Raw genomic sequence first — 16,407 nt, 5'->3', positions numbered from 1 at the left:
ATAGGCTAGTTGCCGGGGCGGGCATGCCACCCGGGATATCGAGCCATTCGATATTGCGGACGGTCGGTTATTCGGGTTGTTGCCGCACCGGGCGCGGCGGACGGGCTGAACGCTCGTCCTTGAATGCCGTGGAGGTCGGCCGGACGGCCGGTTATGCGCGGCTGTGGTGACCTGTCGCGTTCCTGAGCTGTGTGTCGACGGGAGCGTGTGTCCGGGTTGGGGTGAGCGGGTGGTTTGCGGGTGGTTGGGTTAGGGTGCCCTTATTTGGCTGGGGGCGGAGGAGATGTGGTGCTAGTCGGACTCGATGGCCGGGGATGAGCGCCGTTCTTGAGAAGCGGCCTGCGGTGGGGGTCGCGGGGGTTCGCCGGCGGCGGGTCGCGGGGTTGGGCTTGCTCGCGATGGTTCTCGTGGTCGCGGGGGTGGCGTCGCTGGCCGTGGGGGCGCGGGCGTTGAGTCCCGGGGACGTCTGGCGGGGGCTGTTCGCGGAGCCGGGGTCGGATCAGCGGCTCACCGAGATCAGGCTCATCGTGCAGACGGTGCGGGTTCCCCGGACGGTGCTCGCGGTGGTGGCGGGTGTCGCTCTGGGGGTCGGTGGTGCGCTGATCCAAGGGTGCACGCGTAATCCGATCGCCGACACCGGCTTGCTGGGAGTGAATTCGGGGGCCTCGGTCGCGGTGGTAACGGCGGTCTCCGTGTTCGGGCTGACGAATCCGTTCCTGTACGTGTGGTTCGCGTTCCTCGGGGCGGCGGTGGCCGGTCTGGTGGTCTTCGGGCTGGCGAGCATCGGGCGGGGGGCCGGGAACCCGCTGACGCTCGCGCTCGCCGGGCAGGGGGTGACGGTGTTCCTGGCGGCGATGACCACCGCGGTCGCGATGTCGGACCAGGCGGCGCTGAACGTCTGGCGGTTCTGGAACGCGGGGTCGGTGGCGGGGGTGAAGTTCGACGTCATCTGGCCGGTGACCGTTTTCATCGGGGTCGGGTTGCTCCTGGCGGCGGCCACGCTGCCCGCGATCAATCTGTTGAACCTGGGTGATGATGTGGCGCGGGGGCTCGGGGTCAATGTCACGTTGAGCCGGATTCTGGCGATCGCCGCGATCACCTTGCTGGCGGGCGCGGCCACGGCTGCTTGTGGGCCGATCGCCTTTCTCGGGCTCATGGTCGCGCATGTGGGCAGGTATCTGACCGGGCCGGACTATCGCTGGCTGGTTCCCTGCGCGGGCCTGCTCGGGGCGCTCGTCCTGCTGGTCTGCGACATCGTGGGACGTGTGGTGGTGCGGCCGGGCGAGCTGGACGCGGGCATCGTCGTGGCGCTTCTCGGCGCCCCGTTCTTCGCCGCCCTGGTGTGGCGCGGAAAGTTCAGGAGCGCATGAACCCCGGTGTGCGGCTCGGACGCGTGTCCTTCGTGTGGCGGCCGTGGCTCGTCTTCGTGACCCTGGTGCTGGCGGCGGCGGCGTTCCTGGTGTTCTGCCTGTCGATCAGTTTCGGCGACTTCTCCCTCGGCCTGCCCCGGGTCGTCGCGACGATCTTCGGACGGGGCGAGCGGGTCGACCGGTTCGTGATCATGGATCTGCGGATGCCGCGGGCCCTGGCGGGGCTCATCGTGGGGATCGCGCTGGGGGTGTCCGGGGCGATCACGCAGTCGGTGGCGCGCAATCCGCTGGCCAGTCCGGACGTCCTGGGGATCACCGGGGGCGCCGGTGCGGTCGCCGTGTTCCTGGTGACGGTGTCGGGCGGGACGAGCGCGGCGATCCTCAACACGGTGGGGCTGTCGGCGGCGGCGCTCGCGGGCGGTCTGGGCACGGGGCTGCTGGTCTATTTCCTGGCGTGGCGGCGGGGGATCGACGGCTTCCGGCTCGTGCTCATCGGCATCTCGGTGAGCGCTGTGATGCAGGCGATCACGAACTGGCTGCTGGTCACGGCCGACATCAGGGACGTCGCGCGGGCGCAGGCTTGGCTGGTCGGCTCGCTGGACGGACGGTCGTGGAACGAGGTCTGGACGGCGCTGTGCTGCACGCTCGTGCTCCTGGTGATCGTCGCGGGGGCCGCGTTCCAGTTCCGGCCGCTGCAGTTCGGTGACGAGGTCGCCGCGGGGCTGGGCGTCCGGTACTCGCGGGTGCGGGCGGTCATGCTGCTGTGCGCGGTGCTGCTGGCCGGTACGGCGGTGAGCGCCGCGGGTCCGGTGCCGTTCGTCGCGCTCGTGGCGCCGCAGGTGGCGATGCGGCTGGCGCGCCGTCCCACACCGCCGCTGGTGGTCTCCGGGCTGGTGGGCGCGGTGCTGCTGATCGGCGCGGACGTGGTGGCGCGCACGGCGCTGCCGGTCACGCTGCCGGTCGGGGTGGTCACCGCGGCGATCGGCGGGCCCTTCCTCGTCTACCTGCTGGTGCGGGCAAATCTCAGGAAGGCGATGTGAACAGCGAGAAGGGAGATCCCGTGGCCGCTCGAGACGCACGGCTGGCCGCCGAGGGGATCGCGGTCGGGTACGGCGGCCGGATGGTCATCGACGGCCTGGACGTGACGATCCCGCCGGGGGTGGTCACCACGATCATCGGCCCCAACGGCTGCGGGAAGTCGACCCTGCTGCGCACCCTGTCGCGGTTGCTGCGGCCGGCCAGGGGCACGGTCGTGCTGGACGGCGAGGACATCGCCAAGCTGAAGACGCGGGACGTCGCGCGGAAGCTCGGCCTGCTGCCGCAGGCGCCGGTCGCGCCGGAGGGGCTGACGGTGGCGGATCTGGTCGCCAGGGGCCGCCACCCGCACCAGAGCTGGCTGCGGCAGTGGTCGTCGGACGACGCGTCCGTCGTGGAGCGCGCGCTGGCGATGACCGGGGCGTCCGATCTGGCCGACCGTCCGGTCGACTCGCTGTCCGGCGGGCAGCGCCAGCGGGTCTGGATCTCGATGACCCTGGCCCAGGGCACCGACCTGCTGCTGCTGGACGAGCCGACCACTTACCTGGACCTGGCGCACGCGATCGACGTGCTCGATCTGGTGGACGACCTGCACGAGTCGGGGCGCACCGTGGTCATGGTGCTGCACGATCTGAACCTGGCCGCGCGCTACAGCGACAACCTCGTCGTGATGCGGGCGGGGACGATCCTGGCGCAGGGGCATCCGCGTGACGTGGTGACCGCCGAGTTGCTGGACGAGGCGTTCGGGTTGCGCGCCGAGGTGATCGACGACCCGGTGGCCGGGCGGCCGCTCGTCGTGCCCGTCGGCCGCGCCCATGTCCAGCCTCGCCAGCTGTAACCCGGCATGGAACGTTCTCTTTGTTTAGGTTAGCCTTGCCTTCTTTCAATAGGGTTCGCCTGCTTCGCAGGGGACGCACGGAAGCAAGGGGTTTCGAATGCTCCTCCAGCGCACGATCACGACGAGATCCCTGCGAAGACTGGCGGCGGTCCTGGCCGCCGCCACCCTCGGCGCCGGCCTCCTGGCCGGGTGCGGCTCCGGGTCGACGGACGGGGCGGACGACGGGGCTCCGGCCGCCGCGGGCGGCGTCTTCCCGGTCACCGTGGAGCACGCGTTCGGTTCCACCGAGATCACCGAGGCCCCGCGGCGGGTCGTCTCGGTCGGCTACACCGACGACCAGGCCATCCTGGCGTTCGGCATCAAGCCGGTCGGCATGGTCGACCAGTACCCGAACCCGCCCGGCACGTCCCCGGACATCAACACCCAGTGGCCCTGGGTGAAGGACAAGTGGGGCGACGCCCGTCCGGAGGTCGTCATGAACAACGGCGACTCCGGCCCCAACTTCGAGAAGATCGCCGAGCTGCGCCCGGACCTGATCATCGCGGTCTACTCCGAGATCGACAAGGCCGCCTACGACAAGCTCTCCAAGATCGCTCCCACGGTGGGCCGGACGAAGACCGAGAAGGAACCGTTCAGCGCGCCGTGGCAGGACAACGCGGTGCACATCGCGAAGGCGCTCGGCCGGGAGGACGAGGGCAAGAAGCTGGTGCAGGGCATCCAGGACAAGCTGGACGCCGCCCGTAAGGCGCACCCGGAGTTCGCGGAGCAGACCGCCGTCGCGCTGTCCTGGTACGAGGGCGCGGTCGCGCCGTTCACCACCACCGACGTGCGCGGGCAGCTGCTGACCGGGATGGGGTTCAAGGGCGCCACGCAGATCGACGACATCGCGGACGGCAAGTTCTTCACCACGCTGTCCCCCGAGCGCATGGACCTCATCGACGTCGACCGCATCTTCGTCATCAACGACGCGGCGGACCAGGCGGCGCTGAAGAAGTTCGAGCTGTTCACGAACCTTCCCGCCGCCAAGGAGGGCAAGGTGTCGTACCTGCTGGACAGTGAAGGGCCGGCGGTCGGAGCGGCGGTGTCCCAGAGCACGCTGCTGTCCCTGCCGTACGCGATCGACAAAATGGTCGAGTCGGTCGCCTAGATGAGCACCGACGCCGCCCCGCCGACCCCGCGCACGGCGAGCCTGCACACGGCGACCGGACGTGAGGCCGTCCGGTGGGTCGTGGCGCACTGCCGCGGGCTGCCGTGGCTGTCGGCCGCCACCGTGCTCACCACGGTCGCCGGGGCGGCGTTCCAGGTGCTCCCGGTCCTCCTGCTCGGCCGCGTGGTCGACGGGGTGGTGCGGAACGAGCCGCAGTCCGTCCTGGTCACGACCGGTGCCCTCATGCTGGCCGCCGCGCTGCTCGGCGCGGCGGCCACCGCGGCGTCGACCCACCTGATCGGACGGCTCGGCGCGAACCTGCTCGCGCGGCTGCGGGAGGGGGCCGTCCGGGCGGTGCTGGGAATGCCGAGCGCACGGGTCGAGCAGGTCGGCAGGGGGGACGTCCTCTCCCGGGTCGGCGACGACGTCGCCGTGCTGTCCAAGGGCATCCGGACGGCCGTCCCCACGGTCTTCTCGGCGGGCGTGCTGGTCGCCATCGCCACCGCCGGGATGTTCGGCCTGGACTGGCGGCTCGGCCTGGCGGGCGCCGGGGCGCTGCCCGCGTACGCGCTGGCCCTGCGCTGGTACCTCCCCCGGTCGGCCCCGCTCTACCAGCGGCAGCGGGTGGCCCAGGCCGATCGGGCGCAGGCGCTGATCAGCGGTCTGAACGGGATCGACACCGTCCGCGCGTACCGGTTGGAGGACGACTTCCGCGAGCGGGTCACGCGCGAGTCGTGGCGGGTGCGCGACCTCGGCATCGAGGTCTTCCGGTTCTTCGGCCGGTTCGTCGGCAGGGAGAACCGGGCGGAGTTCATCGGTTTGACCCTGATCGTCACGATGGGATACGTCCTGCTGGAGGCCGGCGCCGCCAGCCTGGGCGACGTGTCGGCGGCGCCGCTGCTGTTCCACCGGCTGTTCAATCCGCTGGGCTCCATCATGTTCACCTTCGACGAGGCGCAGAAGTCGGGCGCGAGCCTGACCCGACTGGTCGGGGTGCTGGGCGAGACGGCGGAGCGCCGGCTGGTGGGCGATGCGGCGGCCGCGCCGGGGGACGTCGCGGCGTACCCGGTGACGGTCGAGGGGCTGACGTTCGCCTATCCGGGCGCGGACGGACCGGTCCTGCGGGACGTCGACCTGACGATCCCGGCCGGCGGATCGCTCGCGCTGGTGGGGGCGACGGGCGCGGGCAAGACGACCCTGGCCGCGCTGATCGCGGGGATCGGGACCCCGCAGAGCGGATCGGTCCGCATCGGGTCGACCGACCTGGCCGATCTGGACGAGGCCGGGGCGCGGGCCCTCGTGAGCATCCTGACGCAGGAGACGCACGTGTTCTCCGGGACGCTCGCCGACGACCTGCGGCTGGCCGCGCCGGAGGCCACGGACGCCGAGCTGCTGGACGCGCTGCGCACGGTCGGCGCCGGGGCATGGGTCGACGCCCTGCCGGGCGGGCTGGACACCAGGGTCGGCGAGGGCGGGGAGCGCCTGGACGCCACCGGCGTCACCCAGGTCGCGCTGGCCCGGCTGGTGCTGGGACGGGCGCCGGTGGCGGTGCTGGACGAGTCGACCGCCGAGGCGGGCAGCCGGGGCGCCGCCGAGCTGGAACGGGCGGTCGCGGCCGCGTGCCGGGGCCGCACGACGCTGTTCGTCGCGCACCGGCTGACCCAGGCGATGGCGGCCGACCGCATCGCCGTGCTGGAGGCGGGACGCGTGGTGGAGCGGGGAACCCACGAGGAGCTGGTCGCCCTGGACGGCCGGTACGCGCGGTTGTGGCGGGCATGGCGGGAGGGCGCGCCGTCGCGATGACGACTCCTGACACGGGGCCCCGGACGGGCTCGGAGATCCTCCGGACGACGCTGCGCCGCAACGCCCGCGCCATGACCGGCGGCACCGTCCTCATGGGCATGTACCAGGCGGGGGAGACCGCCTTCCCGATCGCGCTCGGGCTGATCGTCGAGCACACGATGCGGGACCGGAGCCCCGGCGCGCTCGGCCTGGCGATCGTCGCGCTGGCCGTGATCACCGCGACCGTGTCGTTCTCGTGGCGGTTCGGGATGCGGATCCTGCAGAAGGCCGGGACGACCGAGGCACACCGCTGGCGGGTGGCGGTCGCCGGTCGCGGGCTGCGGCCGGTCGCCGTGGACACCGATCTCAAGGCAGGCGAGGTGCTCACCGTCGCCACCGAGGACGCCGACCAGACCGCCGACATCATCGAGGTCGTGCCGCTGCTGATCAGCTCGCTGGTCGCGGTGCTGATCGCGGCGGTGACGCTGGCCATGGCCGACGTCCGGCTCGGGCTGCTGGTGATCGTGGGGACGGTCGCGATCCTGTCGACCCTGAGCGTGCTGTCCAGGCGGATCGGGGCCGCCACCCGGGAGCAGCAGGCCCGGGTGGCCCGGGCGGGCGCGAAGGTCGCCGACCTGATCGTCGGGCTGCGCCCGCTGCGCGGCTTCGGCGGCAACCACGCGGCGTTCCGGTCCTACCGGAAGGTCAGCGAGGAGGCGGAGCGGCAGGCGATCGGCGTCGCCGGGGCGAACGGCGCGTACGCCGGGACCGCGCTGGCCCTCAACGCGGTCCTCGCCACCGCCGTGACCCTGCTGGCCGGACGGCTCGCGTTCCAGGAGCAGATCAGCGTCGGGGAACTCGTCATGGCGGTGGGACTGGCGCAGTTCATCATGGAACCGCTCAAGCTGTTCTCGGAGATGCCGAAGTACGTGATGACCGCGCGGGCGTCCGCCGACCGGATGGCGCTGGTGCTGGCCGCGCCGCCGGTGATGGCCCCCGGTTCGGAGCGCCCGGCCGCGGGCGACGGCCTGGAGGCCGACGGCGTCCGGTACGGGGCCCTGCGCGGGCTGAGCTTCCAGGTGGCCGCCGGCGAGTTCGTGGCGATCGCCGCGTACCGGCCGGGCGCGGCGGCCGACCTCGCGTCGGTCCTGGCCGTCAACGTCCCGCCCGGCGCGTACGAGGGCGTGGTGCGGGTGGGCGGGCAGAAGGCGGCGGACCTGTCGGTCGAGGCGATCCGCGAGCACATGCTGGTCAACCCGTCCGACGGGGAGATCTTCGCGGGCACCCTCCGCACGAACATCGACCCCTCGGGGACCGGACGGGCGGTGGCCGAGGCGGTCGAGGCGTCCATGCTCACCGACGTGGTCGCCCTGCACCGCGCGGGCCTCGACCACGGCGTCCGCGACCGGGGGGCGAACCTGTCCGGCGGGCAGCGCCAGCGGCTGTGCCTGGCCCGCGCCCTCGCCGCCGACACGGACGTCCTCGTCCTGCACGATCCGACGACCGCGGTCGACGCCGTCACCGAGCAGCTCATCGCGCGCAACGTCGCCGAGCTGCGGCGGGGCCGCACCACCATCGTGCTCACCGGGAGCCCGGCCCTGCTGGACGCCGCCGACCGCGTCCTCGTGCTGGACGACGGCGTCATCACCATGGAGGGCACGCACCGGGAGCTGCTCGACGCCGACGAGGGCTACCGGCTGGCCGTGGCCCGCTGAACGGCCGGGTGTGGTTTCGCCTGGTCCACGCCGGATGCGGGTGGATTGTCGGACCCGATTCGTACGTTCAGGGCGGAAGTTTCGATCCGACCGGAGAGGCCGGCATGGCTGAGCACCGCACCTACCTCGAACTGTCCGAGGACGACGGCAGCGCGCACAAGTTCTACGAGGTGGTCCGATCCGGGACGCGGGTGACGATCACCTACGGGCGGATCGGGACGTCCGGTCAGACGAAGGTGTCCGACTTCGCGACCGAGGCCAAGGCCGAGGCGGCGGCCGCGAAGAAGATCGCGGAGAAGGCCCGCAAGGGGTACGCGCCGGCGGTGCGGGGCGTGCGGGCCGCGCGGCCGGTCAGCCGGCGGACGATCGAGAGCAGGCGGTCGACGGCGAACCGGGCGCCGGTGCTGTGGCGGTTCGCGAGCGGCGCGGCGGCGTTCGGGATCTTCGTCGACGAGGAGCGGTGCTGGGTCGGCAACCAGCGGGGCGACGTCTACACCGTCACGCACGACGGCACCGTGACGGGCCGGTACCGGCTGCCGGACGGGGTCAAGTGCATCGTCGCCGACGACTTCTGGATCTACGCGGGGTGCGACGACGGGCGGGTGTACGACCTCAGCGGCAAGGTTCCGCACGTGGCGTACGAGATCTCCGCGGACGTCGACATCTACTGGCTCGACATCGACGACGCGGTCCTCGGGGTGTCCGACCGGAACGGCGGGCTGACGGCCGTCGACCACGAGGACGAGTTCCAGTGGTCGCGGGACGTCGACGGCGACTCGGCCTGGATGGTGCGGTGCGACGCCGGGAACGACGCGGTCTTCCACGGGCATTCGCGCGGTGTGGCGCGCTACGCGGCGGGTGACGGGAAGGAGGTGTGGCGGACGCGGGTCGGCGGCAACGTGCTCTTCGGGTGGCAGGGCGTGCGGTCGGTGTACGCGGCGACCGGGCAGAACGACGTGTACCGGCTGGCCAAGGCGGACGGCGCGGTCGAGGCGGTGTACCAGTGCGACGCGGCGGTGTTCTCCTGCGCGGCGTCGGCCGACGGGCGCTACGTCTTCGCCGGCGACAACCACTCGTCGATCTACTGCTTCGACGCGGACGGCACCCGGCTGTGGAAGCTCGGCTCGGGGTACGGGTCGGCTTACTCGATGCAGTTCCTGGACGACCGGGTGTACATCGTCACGACGGACGGTTCGCTGGTGTGCATCGACGCGTCCGAGGCGGCGATCCGCGCGGCGCAGCAGGGCACGGTGCCGAAGCCCGTGGACGTGAAGGTGGCGGCGTCGCTGCCGGTGGCGGAGCCGGTGGCGGTGCTGGAGACGACCTCGCAGCCGGGGGACGCGATCCTCGTGGAGTGCTACCAGGACGGTCCGCGGCTGCGCGTGCGGGTCATCAGCGAGGGGTTCGAGCAGGGCTGGAACGTGCAGTTCCCGAAGGGGATCCGCGAGGCGGGCGCCAGGTACGCGGTCGAGGGCGTCCGGACGTCCGAACGCGGCGGCTTCTACCGCGCCTACGGCGAGATCAAGCGCCTGGTGTGACCCCGCCGGTGCCTCGCGGGAGGGGTCCCGGGGGCGGGGGGCGATGCTCGGGGCATGCGGGAGAGTTTCAGGGCGGAGGTCCGGCAGATCGCGGGGGGCGTCGCGTTCGAGACCGTGATGCACCACGCGGACGCGTTCGCGCGGACGGCGTACGCCGAGGAGACGATGGAGGCGACGGCGCGTCGCGTGGTCGAGCGGGTCGCGCGCGCGGTGGCAGGGGAGCGCGTCGCGCGGGCCGAGGAGATCGTCCGGACGGCGGAGGAGGTCGCGGAACGCGCCGCGGCGCGCACCGCGGAGCAGGTCGCGGGGTGAACGCCGAGGGCGCGGGCGGCGGTGGAGGAGGAGCTCGCGAACGCGTGGGAGGCGCTGGAGGAGTCGCGGGCCGAGCTGACGCGGGCGGTGGGCGGGTTCGCGCGGGAGGAGGCGGCCCGCGCCGTCGCCGAGGTGGCGGAGCGGACGGTGCCGCCGGTGGTCGAGGTCCGGGTGGCGGGGGCTCCCGAGGTCCGGGTGGCGGGGCACGCGCACGCCGTCCTGCCGGACGTGCTGTTGGCGCTCGGGGCCGGGTGCCACGTGCTGCTGGTGGGGCCCGCGGGGACCGGGAAGTCGATGATGGCGCGGCAGGCGGCGGAGGCGTTCGGGCAGGAGTTCCACGCGCTGTCGCTGGGCCCGACGACGCCGATGAGCAAGATCTTCGGGTATTACGACGCGCACGGCCAGTACCACGGGACGCCGTTCCGCCGGGCGTTCGAGCACGCTCGACCGGTTCGTCGTCGTGGACGTGCCGGTGGACGAGGAGCCGGAGGAACGCGTGGCGCTCGCGCACGCGCCGTCGCGAGAGGAGGAGGCGCGGCAGGTGATCGCGGAGGTGCGGCGGCTGCGGGCGACCGCGGAGAGCAAGCGGCTGCCGGTGATGTTCTCGCCGCGGGCCTGCCTCGACGCGGCGAAGCTGCTGCAGGCGGGTGCGAGCGTCGAGCAGGCGATGCGGTGGCGGGTGGTCCGGGTGGTGTCGGCGGCGGAGCCGCTGGACGTGGGGCGGCTGATGTTCGTGATGGCGCATCCGGCGATGCTGCGGCGCCTGTGGCTGGCGGTCTGGGACGGCGCCGCGGAGCCGGTGGCGCGGCGGGTGCACGGCGAGAACTACGGAGGCGCTCCGTACGCGTGCTTCCCCGAGGATCTGCCGGACGGGATCACGGATCCGTACGTCCTGCCCTATCTGGAGCCGGGCGACGAGCAGTGGCGGACGGCGGACACCGCGCTGGCCTGGTGCATGGAGGTGTTCACCGAGCTGGGGCTGCTCCGCCCGGTCGGTTAAAGCGTTCACCTAGATCGGATCGGGCGTGACTTCTTCCCGCGGCCTCTCGGGTAGGTGCGGCTGAGGGGATCAGCGAAAGGGGGCGTCGTGACCGACGTTTCGAGCAGGGGAGCGCAGCCGGGCGACGATCGAGGGGTGCTGACGAATCGGCAGGGCCATCCGGTCTACGACAATCAGAACCAGCGGACGGTCGGGTCGCGGGGTCCGGCGACGCTGGAGAACTACCAGTTCCTCGAGAAGATCAGCCACTTCGATCGGGAGCGGATCCCGGAGCGGGTGGTGCACGCGCGCGGGGTGACGGCGTTCGGGTACTTCGAGGCGTACGGCAGGTGGGGCGACGAGCCGATCGCGAACTTCACGCGCGCGCGGCTGTTCCAGGAGCAGGGCAAGCGGACGCCGCTGGCGATCCGGTTCTCGACGGTGATCGGCGGACGGGACTCGGCGGAGACGGCACGGGACCCGCGGGGGTTCGCGGTCAAGTTCTACACCGAGGACGGGAACTGGGACCTGGTGGGGAACAACCTGGCGGTGTTCTTCATCCGGGACGCGATCAAGTTCCCGGACGTGATCCACGCGCTGAAGCCGGATCCGGTGACGTTCCGGCAGGAGCCCAACCGGATCTTCGACTTCATGTCGCAGACGCCCGAGTCGATGCACATGCTCGTGAACCTGTTCAGCCCGCGCGGCATCCCGGCCGATTACCGGCATATGCAGGGATTCGGCGTCAATACGTACAAGTGGGTGAACCAGGCCGGGGAGACGAAGCTGGTCAAGTACCACTGGCTGCCGAAGCAGGGCGTGCGGAGCATGACCGAGTCGGACGCCGCCGCGGTGCAGGCGCACGAGCTGGGGCACGCGACGAAGGACCTGCACGAGGCGATCGACCGGGGCGACTATCCGGAGTGGGAGCTCGTCGTGCAGATGATGGACGACGAGGAGCACCCGGAGCTCGACTTCGATCCGCTGGACGACACGAAGGTGTGGCCGGAGAACGAGTTCCCGCCGCGTCCGGTGGGCCGGATGGTGCTGAACGAGAACGTCCGGAACAACTTCGCGGAGAACGAGCAGATCTCGTTCGGGACGGGCGTCCTGGTGGACGGGCTCGACTTCTCCGACGACAAGATGCTGGTGGGGCGCACGTTCTCCTACAGCGACACGCAGCGTTTCCGGGTGGGGCCGAACTACCTGCAGCTGCCGGTCAACCGGGCCAGGGGCGCGGCGGTCCGGACGAACCAGCGGGACGGGGAGATGGCCTTCTTCGTGGACGACGGCGGCGCGAACCCGCACGTGAACTACGAGCCGTCGATCACGGGCGGGCTGAAGGAGGCGCAGTACCCGACGGAGGACGACGAGGGTCCGGAGATCCGCGGCCGGGTGACGCGCAAGCGCATCGCGCGGACGAACGACTACGTGCAGGCGGGGCAGCGTTACCTGCTCATGGAGCAGTGGGAGCGCGACGCGCTGGTCGAGACGTTCGTCGGTCAGCTGTCGCGGTGCGAGAGGCCGGTGCAGGAGCGGATGGTCTGGCACTTCCTGCTGGTGGAGGACGAGCTGGGCCTGCGGGTCGGCGACGGGCTCGGGATCGGGCCGGACGCCGTCGCGCACCTGGAGCCGCTGCCCGGGCAGACGCTGACGGACGAGGACCGGCGGCGGCTGGGCGCGCTGGGCAAGAACGGTCCGCGGGACGTCGGTGGGCTGAAGATGACGCACTGCGTGCCGAACGAGCGCGCCGTGCACCGCTTCGGGGAGGGGTGACCTTCCGCGTCAGGGGCGGCCGTCGGCCGCGTGCGCGATGCGGTGCGCGGTCAGCGTGGCCTCGATGATCTCGGCCTCGCCGGTGAAGGCGCGTTCCATGACGGCGACGAACTCGTCGTTGGGCGGGTAGAGGCGGGCGGCGGCGCCCGCGAGTTCGCGGACGAGGACGCGGGCGCCGGTGCGGAGCGCGGACTCGAGCTGGCGGCCGTCCTGGCCGGCGCGGGCGGAGCGGGCGCCGAGGCGGCGGAACCAGTCGAGCGCGGCGGCCTTGCCGTGGGCGCCGGTGCAGACGACGAGGCCGTCGCGCAGGGCCCGGGTGATGACCTTGTCGGGGAGGTGCGCGTAGGCGGGGACGCGGGCGGTGATGCTGCCGGCGACCTCGACGGCGATCTCGTCGAGGCGGTCGGTGAGGCGCCTGGTCACGGGAGCGGCGGTGGTCCGCATCGGTCACCTCCGGCCGGGATGGGTTCGCGGTGAGGTCCGTACCCGCGAGTAATGGCATGTTACCGACGCGTAGGACCGGTGTCCCCCCTGTTTCGGAGTTGTGTCCCGGGGGTCAGGGCAGGGGGTTCGCGGCGGCCCCCTCGGTCCCGAGCAGGACGACCGTGCGGTCGTGGCCGCGCGGGAGCGCCGCGCGGCGGCCGGGCGCGAGCGCGGCGCGGACGCCGGCCAGGGACGCGGCGCCGCACGGACCGGCGTGGACGCCGCGGGCCGCGAGGTCGCGGGCGGCGCGGACGGTGTCGCCGTCGCTGACGGCGACGGCCGCGTCCACGCGTTCCCGCAGGTGGGGCCAGGCGAGTGCGGACGGCGTCGCGCAGTGCAGCCCGGACATGATCGTCGTTCGTGTCGCGATCGTCGTGCGCCGGCCGGCGGCGAGGCTCGCGAGCAGGCAGGGCGCCGCGTCCGGCTCGACCGTGAGGAGTGCCGCGGGCGGCGACGTCCGTCCGTAGTGGGCCACGGCCGCCTGGGCGAGCGACCCCACCCCCACTGGGACGGCGACCAGGCTCGGTGGCTCGACCCCGCGCGCGCTCAGCTCGTCGTCGATTTCGGTGAAGAGGGTGGAGTAGCCGTCCACGATCCACTGCGGTACCTGGTCGTGGCCGGGGACGGACGTGTCCTGGACGAGCAGCGTGTCGGGTGCCGTGGCGGCGTCCGCGGCCCGTCCGACCGCCTCCTCGTAGGAGCCCGCGACCGCCGCGACCTCCGCGCCCTCGCCCTCGATCGCGGCGACCGCGGCCGGGTGGACCCCGGACGGGACGTACACGCGGGCGCGCGCGCCGAGCATGCGGGCCATCGCGGCGACCGCCCGTCCGTGGTTGCCCTCGGTCGCCGTCACGAGCCGGACGGGACGCTCCCCGGTGCGGGCACGCAGGCGTCCGAGCGTCGCGTCCGCGAGCGGGACGCCGTAGTGCCGGGACAGCGCCCGGAACGCGCCCCAGGACGCGCCCAGCATCTTGAACGCGGGCAGGCCGAACCGGGACGACTCGTCCTTCACGAACAGCCGGCGGACGCCCAGTTCGGCGGCGAGCGACGGCAGTTCGACCAGCGGGGTCGGGGCGTAGCCGGGAAGGGTGCGGTGGAACGCGGCGATCTCGGGGGGCGGGGCCTCGGGTGGACGGCCGCCCCGGGTAGCGGGCCGGGTGTACCAGGTGGTGCCGGTCAGCGTGGTCATGCGTTCAGGTTTTCGTGATGGCCTTTCTTCGGTCCAGCACATGTTTTCGAGCGATAATCGTCAGTAGAAGTGAAGGGTTGCGGGAGGCTCGGAGGATGCTGGATCTGCACCGGCTCCGGCTGCTGCGCGAGCTGAAGCATCGCGGGACGCTCGCCGCCGTCGCCGAAGCCCTGTCGTACAGCCCGTCGTCGATCTCGCAGCAGTTGTCGGTCCTGGAGCGGGAGGCGGGGGTGCCGCTGCTGGAACCGGTCGGGCGCCGCGTCCGGCTGACGCCGCAGGCCGAGATCCTCGTCGCGCACACCGAGGCGGTGCTGGAACGGCTCGAACGCGCGGAGGCCGACCTCGCGGCCTCCCTGGCGGGACTGACCGGGACGCTGCGGGTCGCCGCGTTCCAGACGGCCGCGCTGGCGCTCGTCCCGGACGCCCTCGGCCTGCTCGCCGAGGCCCATCCGCGGCTGCGCGTCGAGGTCACACAGTGCGAGCCGGAGAGCGCCCTGCCCGCGCTGCTCGCGCGCGACTTCGACGTGGCCGTCACCGAGGAGTACCAGGACGAGCCGACCCCGCGCCCGGACGGGATCGAGTACGCGGACCTCGGGGAGGACGAGATGCGGCTCGCGCTTCCCGGGCCGCCCGCGGTCTCCGAGGACCCGAGCGGGGCCCTGGCGGCGGCGGCCGGTCTTCCCTGGGTGATGGAGCCCGCGGGGACGGCGTCCCGGCGGTGGGCGACGCGGCTGTGCCGGAACGCCGGGTTCGAGCCGGACGTCCGGTACGAGTCGACCGACCTGCTGCTGCACCTGCGGCTCGTCGAGCGCGGGCACGCCGCCGCGCTGCTCCCCGACCTGGTCTGGACGGGTGGAGCACCGGCGGTCCGGCTCGTCCGGCTACCGCGGGGGCGCGGGGCCGGGCATGTGCGGCGGCTGTTCACCGCGACGCGGAGGGGGAGCGGCGCGCACCCGGCCGTCCGCGCGTGGTGCGAAGCCCTGGCCCGCCCGCTGCGGGAACGACCCCAAGGCACCCTCAAAGAATTTGCAGGCGGCGGCTAAGCTCGGATGTACAACATCCGTTTCTCACCACGGAACATCAAGTCCCTCCCTGCCGAGGCACTCCCTGCGGCCACAGGCGAGGTCGGCGACACGCCAGGACTCCCGGGCCCCGCCCATACACCCTGAACCCCGCTCCAGGGGACCTCTTGGGTGATCCACATCCTTCTTGAGGGTTTTCCCGGATGGCGATGAGCCCATCGACCGGGCAGAGTCGGTACCGGCGGTAGAGGGACGCGGCCCGGAGACGGGATCCGGCCGCAGGAAGAAGGCAACGATGTCCGATACCTCGATCCTCACCACGATGAACACCACAGAACTCGCGCAGCTCCTGTACGGCTCCGCCCTGCAGGAGTCCGACCACCCGTCCGCCGAGGACGTCCGCACGGCCGTCGGCGCGCGGCTCGGCGCCTGCGGCGGCGACCGGGGCGCGTGCCTCGCGGAGATCGCGCAGGAGGCGGGCGACCACCCGGACGCCTACCTCACCCGGATGCGCTGGGCCCTCGCCGCGGTGTCCCGCGCCTACCGGGACCCGCCGACGCCGCGCGAACCGTCCCCCGCGTGAACCGTGTGAACCCGAAGGAGAGGGACATGAACCCGATGCGTTCGCCGTTCACCGACCGCCGTGAGGACGTCGTCCCGCGGGGCCTGCGCGACCTGCTCGCCACCGAACCGGCCGGGCACCCGCGGGACGACGACGAGAGCCGCAGGCGACGGCGGCGGCAACGAAGGATCATGACCGTCCGCCGCACCCGCGCCGCCCCGTGACCGGGGCGGCGCGCGGCGGGCCGACCGGTCCGGGTCCCGCCGCGTCGACCGGGTGGTGCGCGCGTGCCGGTGATGCCGCTTGCCGCCGTGCCGGCCGTTAGTGGTTCGTCTTCTTCTTTTTCTTCGACTTCTTGCCGCTGTCGCCGTCCGATTCCCACTCGTAGCCGGGCTCGTTGTTCTCGCAGTGGCTGTTGCTCACGCGCGTGTCCGTCGCGTCGTGCTCGCACCACCGGTCCCCGTCGCCTCCGCATGCCGTCAGGCCGAACGCGGCGACCACCACGGTCATCGTGAGGGCGACTCTTCTGGTCATCATTCTCGCCTTTCGATCTCGAGCCCCCCGGGGCGGCGGGCGCGGCTCTGCTCAGACGTGCGCCGGGCGGCGGCCGTTCCGGCGCGGGGGCGGTTTCGGGCTCCGCGCGAACTATGCTGACGCCC

Annotated in this window: 16 protein-coding genes and 1 pseudogene; 14 read left to right on the top strand and 3 right to left on the bottom strand. The window is 72.5% G+C overall.

Translation table 11 applies throughout. The features are described from left to right. Positions 1–398: 398 nt before the first annotated feature. From F7P10_RS21280 to F7P10_RS21240, 11 genes and pseudogenes are all read left to right on the top strand, one after another. The gene (locus F7P10_RS21280; protein WP_254716788.1) at positions 399–1,370 is read left to right on the top strand and encodes an iron ABC transporter permease; all 972 of its coding nucleotides are present in this window, start codon (positions 399–401) and stop codon (positions 1,368–1,370) included. After that, positions 1,367–2,410 (top strand): iron chelate uptake ABC transporter family permease subunit, encoded by a 1,044-nt coding sequence (locus F7P10_RS21275; RefSeq protein ID WP_151011534.1) that lies wholly within the window; start codon positions 1,367–1,369, stop codon positions 2,408–2,410. The genes F7P10_RS21280 and F7P10_RS21275 overlap by 4 nt, the downstream gene beginning before the upstream one ends. A gap of 80 nt (positions 2,411–2,490) precedes the next feature. After that, the gene (locus F7P10_RS21270) at positions 2,491–3,243 is read left to right on the top strand and encodes an ABC transporter ATP-binding protein (protein WP_151018195.1); all 753 of its coding nucleotides are present in this window, start codon (positions 2,491–2,493) and stop codon (positions 3,241–3,243) included. Between the two features lie 97 nt (positions 3,244–3,340). Beyond that, positions 3,341–4,390 carry an iron-siderophore ABC transporter substrate-binding protein gene (locus tag F7P10_RS21265; RefSeq protein ID WP_151011531.1) on the top strand — a complete coding sequence of 350 codons (1,050 nt, stop codon included), beginning with the start codon at positions 3,341–3,343 and terminating at the stop codon, positions 4,388–4,390. Further along, positions 4,391–6,193 carry an ABC transporter ATP-binding protein gene (locus tag F7P10_RS21260; protein WP_151011528.1) on the top strand — a complete coding sequence of 601 codons (1,803 nt, stop codon included), beginning with the start codon at positions 4,391–4,393 and terminating at the stop codon, positions 6,191–6,193. Further along, positions 6,190–7,887 carry an ABC transporter ATP-binding protein gene (locus F7P10_RS21255; protein WP_151011525.1) on the top strand — a complete coding sequence of 566 codons (1,698 nt, stop codon included), beginning with the start codon at positions 6,190–6,192 and terminating at the stop codon, positions 7,885–7,887. The genes F7P10_RS21260 and F7P10_RS21255 overlap by 4 nt, the downstream gene beginning before the upstream one ends. 104 nt (positions 7,888–7,991) lie before the next feature. Continuing rightward, a complete protein-coding gene (locus F7P10_RS21250; RefSeq protein WP_151011522.1) occupies positions 7,992–9,425 on the top strand; it encodes a WGR domain-containing protein in 1,434 nt (477 codons plus the stop codon). Positions 9,426–9,479: 54 nt separating this feature from the next. Further along, a complete protein-coding gene (locus F7P10_RS43415; RefSeq protein WP_218040098.1) occupies positions 9,480–9,737 on the top strand; it encodes a hypothetical protein in 258 nt (85 codons plus the stop codon). Positions 9,738–10,031: 294 nt separating this feature from the next. Next, positions 10,032–10,115: pseudogene (locus F7P10_RS45485) on the top strand (hypothetical protein); the annotation flags it as partial. A 94-nt stretch (positions 10,116–10,209) separates the two neighbouring features. Next, positions 10,210–10,737 carry a hypothetical protein gene (locus tag F7P10_RS44525; protein ID WP_254716874.1) on the top strand — a complete coding sequence of 176 codons (528 nt, stop codon included), beginning with the start codon at positions 10,210–10,212 and terminating at the stop codon, positions 10,735–10,737. A gap of 87 nt (positions 10,738–10,824) precedes the next feature. Beyond that, positions 10,825–12,492, top strand: a complete 1,668-nt coding sequence (locus F7P10_RS21240; protein ID WP_151011519.1) for a catalase — start codon at positions 10,825–10,827, stop codon at positions 12,490–12,492. A gap of 9 nt (positions 12,493–12,501) precedes the next feature. Here F7P10_RS21240 and F7P10_RS21235 read toward each other — a convergent pair whose 3' ends face one another. Both F7P10_RS21235 and F7P10_RS21230 read right to left on the bottom strand, forming a co-directional pair. Beyond that, positions 12,502–12,936 (bottom strand): hypothetical protein, encoded by a 435-nt coding sequence (locus tag F7P10_RS21235; protein ID WP_151011516.1) that lies wholly within the window; start codon positions 12,934–12,936, stop codon positions 12,502–12,504. 112 nt (positions 12,937–13,048) lie between these two features. Further along, on the bottom strand, positions 13,049–14,164 hold the full coding sequence (locus F7P10_RS21230) for a pyridoxal-phosphate dependent enzyme (RefSeq protein WP_151011514.1): 1,116 nt from the start codon (positions 14,162–14,164) through the stop codon (positions 13,049–13,051). Between the two features lie 95 nt (positions 14,165–14,259). Between F7P10_RS21230 and F7P10_RS21225 the strand changes: the two genes are divergently transcribed. The 3 genes from F7P10_RS21225 (at position 14,260) to F7P10_RS42560 (ending at position 15,972) form a co-directional block, all read left to right on the top strand. After that, positions 14,260–15,207 carry a LysR family transcriptional regulator gene (locus F7P10_RS21225; RefSeq protein ID WP_151011511.1) on the top strand — a complete coding sequence of 316 codons (948 nt, stop codon included), beginning with the start codon at positions 14,260–14,262 and terminating at the stop codon, positions 15,205–15,207. Between the two features lie 274 nt (positions 15,208–15,481). After that, a complete protein-coding gene (locus F7P10_RS21220) occupies positions 15,482–15,769 on the top strand; it encodes a hypothetical protein (protein WP_151011508.1) in 288 nt (95 codons plus the stop codon). Between the two features lie 26 nt (positions 15,770–15,795). Next, positions 15,796–15,972 (top strand): hypothetical protein, encoded by a 177-nt coding sequence (locus tag F7P10_RS42560; RefSeq protein WP_176611597.1) that lies wholly within the window; start codon positions 15,796–15,798, stop codon positions 15,970–15,972. Between the two features lie 97 nt (positions 15,973–16,069). On the opposite strand, the gene F7P10_RS21215 is transcribed toward F7P10_RS42560, so the two are convergent. Continuing rightward, the gene (locus tag F7P10_RS21215) at positions 16,070–16,285 is read right to left on the bottom strand and encodes a hypothetical protein (protein WP_218040096.1); all 216 of its coding nucleotides are present in this window, start codon (positions 16,283–16,285) and stop codon (positions 16,070–16,072) included. Positions 16,286–16,407: the final 122 nt, after the last annotated feature.

This window comes from Actinomadura sp. WMMB 499 (assembly GCF_008824145.1).
GTDB lineage: Bacteria > Actinomycetota > Actinomycetes > Streptosporangiales > Streptosporangiaceae > Spirillospora.
Note: the sequence above shows the minus strand (reverse complement) of the source record. Positions and strands in the feature narration are given on the sequence as shown.

Coding starts and splice junctions, on each gene's coding strand:
- F7P10_RS21230 (WP_151011514.1), bottom strand. CDS start 14,164: ATGACCACGCTGACCGGCACCACCTGGTACACCCGGCCCGCTACCCGG.
- F7P10_RS21250 (WP_151011522.1), top strand. CDS start 7,992: ATGGCTGAGCACCGCACCTACCTCGAACTGTCCGAGGACGACGGCAGC.
- F7P10_RS21280 (WP_254716788.1), top strand. CDS start 399: ATGGTTCTCGTGGTCGCGGGGGTGGCGTCGCTGGCCGTGGGGGCGCGG.
- F7P10_RS21265 (WP_151011531.1), top strand. CDS start 3,341: ATGCTCCTCCAGCGCACGATCACGACGAGATCCCTGCGAAGACTGGCG.
- F7P10_RS43415 (WP_218040098.1), top strand. CDS start 9,480: ATGCGGGAGAGTTTCAGGGCGGAGGTCCGGCAGATCGCGGGGGGCGTC.
- F7P10_RS42560 (WP_176611597.1), top strand. CDS start 15,796: ATGAACCCGATGCGTTCGCCGTTCACCGACCGCCGTGAGGACGTCGTC.
- F7P10_RS21220 (WP_151011508.1), top strand. CDS start 15,482: ATGTCCGATACCTCGATCCTCACCACGATGAACACCACAGAACTCGCG.
- F7P10_RS21270 (WP_151018195.1), top strand. CDS start 2,491: ATGGTCATCGACGGCCTGGACGTGACGATCCCGCCGGGGGTGGTCACC.
- F7P10_RS21255 (WP_151011525.1), top strand. CDS start 6,190: ATGACGACTCCTGACACGGGGCCCCGGACGGGCTCGGAGATCCTCCGG.
- F7P10_RS21260 (WP_151011528.1), top strand. CDS start 4,391: ATGAGCACCGACGCCGCCCCGCCGACCCCGCGCACGGCGAGCCTGCAC.
- F7P10_RS21235 (WP_151011516.1), bottom strand. CDS start 12,936: ATGCGGACCACCGCCGCTCCCGTGACCAGGCGCCTCACCGACCGCCTC.
- F7P10_RS21275 (WP_151011534.1), top strand. CDS start 1,367: ATGAACCCCGGTGTGCGGCTCGGACGCGTGTCCTTCGTGTGGCGGCCG.
- F7P10_RS21215 (WP_218040096.1), bottom strand. CDS start 16,285: ATGATGACCAGAAGAGTCGCCCTCACGATGACCGTGGTGGTCGCCGCG.
- F7P10_RS21225 (WP_151011511.1), top strand. CDS start 14,260: ATGCTGGATCTGCACCGGCTCCGGCTGCTGCGCGAGCTGAAGCATCGC.